Origin of the sequence: Draconibacterium sp., assembly GCF_041583095.1 — a bacterium.
Taxonomy (GTDB): domain Bacteria; phylum Bacteroidota; class Bacteroidia; order Bacteroidales; family Prolixibacteraceae; genus Draconibacterium.
Genome location: NZ_JBFHGM010000274.1, coordinates 1 through 6764, shown reverse-complemented (window position 1 = coordinate 6764; position 6764 = coordinate 1). Strand labels below are relative to the sequence as shown.

The following is a 6764-nucleotide window of genomic DNA, read 5'->3' as shown; positions in this document are numbered from 1 at the left end:
GATTCGGTAGCGGTCCTGGTTTATTCCCAGATTACGTCCTTGCGAACTGATGATACCTGCTGTAACTGTTGATGTAAGATTAAACGGATTACCAACAGCTAAAACCCATTCGCCAAGTTTCAGATTATCAGAATTGCCATAAGTTAGATAAGGCAAATCTTCAGCGTCAACTTTTAGAAGGGCAATATCGGTTGATGGATCGGTACCTACAAGGCGTGCTTCAAACTCGCGTTTATCGTTTAGAATTACTTTAATGTTCTGTGCATCTTCAATTACGTGGTTATTGGTAATAATATAACCATCTTCCGACATAATTACACCGGACCCAAAACCTTGTTGTACTTGAGGTTGTTGCCTTTGCAGACCAAAAAACTCATCAAGAAACGGGTTGCCGCTCGACCATTGCCCGGTACGAACAGATTGTGTGGCAATATGTACCACCGCATGAATCGATTTTTCGGCGGCAAAAGTTAAATCGGGTAACTGTTGTTCACTGTCGGCGGGGTAATTAACAAATCGTGCTGCTTGCTCTTCTTTCACTGTTACCACCTGTGGCTTGTCGAAAAAAGTGCTGTAAGCCCAAACTCCTACGAATGCACCTGCTATAACAAGTAAAAATGTCAGCGAAATTCTTCCTACTCTTTTCATAACTTAAAAATTTTTAAACGTTCTTGTTTTCTTAGGCAACTAAGAACGCAAATTTACTGCCACTGTTTTGCTCGTCGGCCAGTGAATGCCGCTATTTTGCATAATTTAACACGTAGTTGCTTATTGTGTTAAAAAGTGAAAATAGAAACGGCTTAAACTGTAACTATGTCAGTATGGCTTGACAGAACATGCATATTATACGACAATTTATCGTATTAATAATTACAAAAACGTACAATTATTTTTCAGGAACCTTAAACCATTTAGAATCGAGTTCCACTTCCTCGTAATTTTCGATGTATTTCATCGCTTCTTCAGGCGTTTCTGCCACAAAATATAATTGTCGGTAAATATCCTTTGCAAAGAGTTCGACATACGAAAGCTCAAATTGTTTAAAAAGGTAGTCGAAAAAATTATTTGTGTTCACAAAAACAATTGGTTTATGGTGGTAGGAGAGTTGACGAAGTGTAATAACCTCCAGTATTTCTTCGAGTGTACCAAAACCACCGGGCAATGCAATAAAAGCATCCGACATGTCGCGCATTTGTGCTTTCCGTTCCATCATATCTGTGGTAATTATTACTTCGTGCGAGTTGTTGGAGGCCAGCGACCTGCCAATCATTCGTTCGGGAATAATACCTACCGTTTTTGCACCTGCTTTGCTGGCGGCAATGGTAGCTGCTTCCATCAGTCCAACATTGGCGCCACCATTAATAAGATTGTGCCCTCCTCTACCAATTAACTCGCCTAAGTTTTGTGCGGCCTCGAAATATTTATCGTTTATGGCATTGCTTGATGAGCAGAAAACACAGATATTCATTTAAATAAAGATATGAGTAGTAAGTAATTAGTAATGGGAAGAGAAAACCGGGCATTACCCGGTTTTCTAAATATCGTGAATGAAATTTTAGTGTATAAGTAGTTGTGTTTAACTACACATTACTAAAATCTCAAATCTAATTTACGCGTCAATATTTGCGTAGGTAGCGTGGTCTTCGATAAACTTACGACGCGGCGGTACATCGTCGCCCATAAGCATGGAGAAAATGTGGTCAGCTTCAGCAGCATTTTCAATAGTTACCTGTTGCAATGTACGTTGCTCAGGGTTCATGGTAGTCGACCAAAGCTGCTCGGCATTCATCTCTCCCAAACCTTTGTAACGCTGCGTGTGAACGGCACTTTCGTTACCGTCGGCCCACTCTTCAATCAACTGCAAGCGTTGTCTCTCATTCCATGCATAAGCTTCTTTTTTACCTTTCTTAATCAAGTAAAGTGGAGGAGCTGCAATATAAAGGTGACCTTTTTTAATCAGGTCGTTCATATAACGGAAAAAGAAAGTCATAATCAATGTTGCAATGTGGCTACCGTCCACATCGGCATCGGTCATGATCACAATTTTATGATACCTTAATTTTTCCATATTCAGCGCCTTGGAGTCTTCTTCAGTACCGATGGTAACTCCTAAAGCTGTAAATATATTTTTGATCTCTTCGTTTTCGAAGATTTTGTGCTGCATGGCTTTTTCCACGTTCAGGATTTTACCACGCAGTGGCAGAATTGCTTGAGTTCTGCGGTCGCGGCCCTGTTTTGCAGTACCACCTGCCGAGTCTCCCTCGACAAGGAATACTTCGCATTTTGAAGGGTCTTTTTCCGAGCAGTCGCTCAGTTTTCCCGGTAAACCACCACCCGAAAGTGCGTTTTTACGTTGCACCATTTCGCGGGCTTTACGCGCCGCGTGGCGCGCCTGAGCTGCCAGAATTACCTTTTGTACAATCTGCTTGGCTGCCTTTGGATTTTCCTCCAGGTAGTTTTGTAAGGCTTCACTGGTTGCCTGGTCAACAGATAAACTCACTTCAGAGTTACCTAATTTGGTTTTCGTCTGACCTTCAAACTGTGGCTCCTGAACCTTAACCGAAATAATACCGGTCAATCCTTCACGGAAATCGTCTCCACTGATGTCAAATTTCAGTTTTTGGAGCATTCCACTTTGGTCAGCATAGTTTTTCAAGGTCCTGGTTAAACCTCTGCGGAAACCGGTTAAATGCGTTCCTCCTTCAATGGTGTTAATGTTATTTACATAGGAGTGAATATTCTCGGAGAAAGAAGTGTTGTATTGCAAAGCGATTTCTACCGGAATACCATTTTTTTCGGTGGTTATGTGAACCACATCGTCAATCAGTTTTTCACGAGTACCATCAAGGTATTCAACAAACTCTTTTAATCCTTCTTCCGAAAAATAATCTTCCGATTTGAATGAACCATCTTCCTCCGTCACACGCTCGTCGATAATTCTTAATTTGATTCCTGCATTGAGGAAAGCCAGTTCGCGTAAACGGGCTGCCAGAATTTCATATTTATATACGGTGGAAAGGAAGATACTGGCATCAGGCTGGAATGTAACCTGAGTACCTGTTTTGTCGGTTGTACCAATAATCTGCACATCGCCCTGTGGTTTCCCAATAGCGTATTCCTGTACATAAATTTTTCCGTCGCGGTGCACTTCTGCTTTCAGGTAGGTAGAAAGTGCGTTCACACACGATACACCTACACCGTGCAAACCACCCGAAACTTTGTACGAATCTTTATCGAATTTACCACCGGCATGCAGTACGGTCATAACAACTTCCAGCGCCGATTTATTTTCTTTTGAGTGTTTTTCGGTGGGAATACCGCGTCCATCATCTTTTACAGTGATGGAATTATTTTCATGAATAATAACTTCAATGTTGTTACAGTAACCGGCCAATGCTTCGTCGATCGAGTTATCAACCACTTCGTATACCAAATGGTGTAACCCTTTTTCGTTGGTGTCGCCAATGTACATCGACGGCCTTTTTCTTACTGCCTCCAAACCTTCAAGCACCTGGATACTATCTGCTCCGTAGTTTCCGTTGCCATTGCTTTGGACTTCATTTTTTTCAATTTCGCTCATCTCTGTTTGTTAAAATTAAATCCTCTAAAATAAAATAGTTTCCCCCGCAAAAAATTCCTTAAAACTTTTCGAAGAAAACTAGTTGATTTTTAAGCTCTTATCTTGTTCTAAAAATGATCTGATAATCACGCCACAAATATATAAAAAATAGGCAGAAATGTGCTGTTTTTAATGTGTTAAAAGACCTTATTTTTCAACAAAATATTAACCTCAAAATGAGGGTGAAGCAGCCGGTTTTTATTTCGGAGAAAATTGAGCAGAAAAAACGGTTAAATTGAGTCTGGTTTTTTCGTTAATTACATTCATTTTTCTGGAAAATTACCAGCATTGATCAGAGTAAAGTAAGTTGAATCTAACTCTCACTCATTCCTTCTCTGCGCGTTGAGAGGGACGATTGTGTCGAAGGCGCAATAAGGGTGAGTCTTTAAATCTTGATCCAGATTTCGCTATTGATTTTCAAGGGACTCCCACGAAAAAAGGGAAGCTTTTGCCTCCCTTTTACCGAATTGAGTTGTTAGTATTGTTTAGAACGAATAGCTTATACCAGCCAGCATATTAAAGCTTTGTAACGGGTATCCGAACCAGCGTTGATATTTTTGAAATCCAAAGTTGTTGAGTTGTGCAAACACCGAAAATTGATTGGTGATCTGGTAGTTACCTTTTACGTTGAGGTCGAAAGCAGTCTCGAGATTATTGGATTTGTATATTGCACTTGGCAGAATAATGTTTGTTGGATATGCAAGCGGTAGATCAGGTTGTTCCACGATCAAAGCTTTTCTTTCGCCCATTAAAAAGATATCGGCCGACAAACTGAGTTGTTCGCTTACTTTGTACCCAATATTCAAATTAGCATCCCATTTCGGAAGGTTCCAGGCTTCTTCCTGCTCGTCGAGTTTATAGGTGTAATAATTTACCGATGCAGTTAAGTCAACTTTATCTGACGAGGCGTGAAATACTTCTGCATTAAGTTTTAAGCGGTCGATATTGTCATAAAGAACCTTAAAAGTATTGTCAACAATCGATGGGGCAGGATTGTATGCCGGATCGAGATATAAAGCTTCGTTTAGGTAGTAAAACGGTTGGTTGTCGATTATAGCATATTCTGCCGAAATTTTAAAGTTGGTCTTTTTCGAGAACTTACCATCGAAACCACCATAAAAACGAAACTTTTGGAACGAATTCATTACATCGTGCTCCGGATCGACAAATGGATTTTCGTAGGCTATTTTTGAATAGTAATTGCTAACGTAATCGCCATCAATGCCGGCATACAGATTTATCAGCTCCGGAACCGGTGCCCAATTGGCGCGGATATTAGGTGAAATTTTAGCTTCGGTATCTTCGTCGGAAACCATAATAAACCAGGTGTTTACTCCCAGTGTAATATTTGCTGTTTCGTCGCCAACAAACCAGGCCGGTTTGGCGTGTATGATAATTTGCGAACGATTGCCGGTTGTTGAGTCGGCCTGCAGATAAATATCGCTGGCATGGGTGTATAAAACGCCACCTTCAAGCAGTCCAACGCCGGTAACCATTGGTTGCTGCACATCCAATATAAAATTGGCGTAATGTTCGCGCTGGTCGGTTTTTGTTCCAAAATAATGGTAAGTAAAATCAAAACCAATAGTTGCATCATCGTATTTGGCAGTCGGGTTTTTAAGCCCGATGTTAATGCCGCCTTTTGCAAACGACTGTTTGGTGTAGAAATAATTAATGGTTTGGCCGTCTTCAAGCAAAGGATCAGGAACGGCAGTTAACGGGTAACCATAGTAGTTAAATGCATCGTGTTTGAAATCCAGATTCACCGAAAGTACGTTGTCCTGAACCAGATGTTTTACAAACAGGTCAACCTCGTTTTTCATAAACGGTGCATCCACTTTATTGCCGCCTTCGAGTTCAATATCGTCAAACGACGAAAGGTGCATGGCGTGAATTCCAAACAATGAATTTCTTGAATTCTGATTATTAAAGAAAACCTCGCCATACGGACGGAAGGTTGTTCCCAATCCGGCGCGTACCAAACCGTAACCGTTGTCTTGATCTTTTGATGTTTCAACAATGGCAGCTTTTAACGGATTCACCGAAAACGTGCTAAAAACAGGCTTACTGTTGATGTTGTAATTGAATGTCGGTTTCTGGTGTTCTGTTTCATCAATAGTTGGCATGCTGTTTAGTTTGTTGGCGTCCGAGAGTGTGGGTTTGTATGCTTTTGTAACCTCAACCTCCTTCGTAAGCGTGGTATCTTGTTGCGCCTGTGCAAAAACGGCAGTGCCAAGTAATAGTAGTGTGAAAATATATCGAGCTGTTTTGAACATGTTGTGCATTTTTAGTTTTGTTTAATTTCCATTTGGAACGAGCTGTCCACCGCGTTTTGCTGCTGCTGCGCTTCTTTTGTCAGAATAACATCAAGACGTTGCTGCGCTTCGGCTTTTATTCCGTCGTTGTCGTCGTTATAATTTTCAGCAAGGCTTTTTAACGTATGTTTTGCCTGAAACTGATCGCCGCTATCTTCGTAAATGCTGGCCAGTAATAAAAAGGCTTTCCCCAGCCAGTAAGTGTATGGCGTTCCTTTGTCTATAAAATCAACAATCTCTTCCTCGGCTTTTGCCCTGTTATTATCGCGGTAATAAATTTCTGCCAGCAGATATTTGGCTTCAGCACCTTGCTCCAGTTTGGTGTCTTTTGCCACATCGCGTAACGGACTAATTGCCGAACTTAAATTGCCCAGTTCGTAATTCGATTTTCCAATGGCATAATCCGTTTCTTTTTTAAGCGCTTCGTTGGCTACATCCGATTTATTTACTTTTTCGGCTGCTACAATTACCGCCTGATAATTCTGATTGATCAACTGGCAGCGCATCTGGCCGGTGTTGGCACGAAGCGAATTCCATTTGCCTGTTGATTTTTCTTCCAGGCGATTAAACAGATCGAGCGCTGTATCGTAGTCGCCGGCATTATATGTCAGCTCCGATGCACGTGCAAGTGCCTGTTCGGTAAAAATATTATCGGGTTGGTTGGCTACAAACGAATAGTGTGAATTGGCTTCCCCGTAGCTGCCTTCTTTGTATTTTATTTCTGCCAGATAGAAATGTGCATTGGCAGCGTAAGCTCCGTTCGGAAATTGATTCAGGTACTGTTGAAGTTGCACGTCGGCATCTTCATTTCCGGCCATATAAACACGTTC

General features: G+C 41.3%; 5 protein-coding genes. All 5 read right to left on the bottom strand.

Annotated elements, in window-relative coordinates; all coding sequences use genetic code 11:
- A partial coding sequence (locus tag ABZB17_RS18840; RefSeq protein WP_372652487.1) for a trypsin-like peptidase domain-containing protein occupies positions 1-648 on the bottom strand: 648 nt, incomplete at its 3' end.
- Positions 649-886: 238 nt separating this feature from the next.
- Positions 887-1468, bottom strand: coding sequence for a TIGR00730 family Rossman fold protein (locus ABZB17_RS18835; protein ID WP_372652485.1), 582 nt, complete (start codon positions 1466-1468; stop codon positions 887-889).
- Positions 1469-1609: 141 nt separating this feature from the next.
- Complete coding sequence (gene gyrB, locus ABZB17_RS18830) at positions 1610-3580, bottom strand: DNA topoisomerase (ATP-hydrolyzing) subunit B (RefSeq protein WP_372652483.1); 1971 nt, start codon at positions 3578-3580, stop codon at positions 1610-1612.
- A gap of 524 nt (positions 3581-4104) precedes the next feature.
- The gene (locus tag ABZB17_RS18825) at positions 4105-5895 is read right to left on the bottom strand and encodes a hypothetical protein (RefSeq protein WP_372652480.1); all 1791 of its coding nucleotides are present in this window, start codon (positions 5893-5895) and stop codon (positions 4105-4107) included.
- 11 nt (positions 5896-5906) lie between these two features.
- Positions 5907-6764: tol-pal system YbgF family protein (locus tag ABZB17_RS18820; RefSeq protein WP_372652477.1), on the bottom strand; the 858-nt coding region annotated here is incomplete at its 5' end.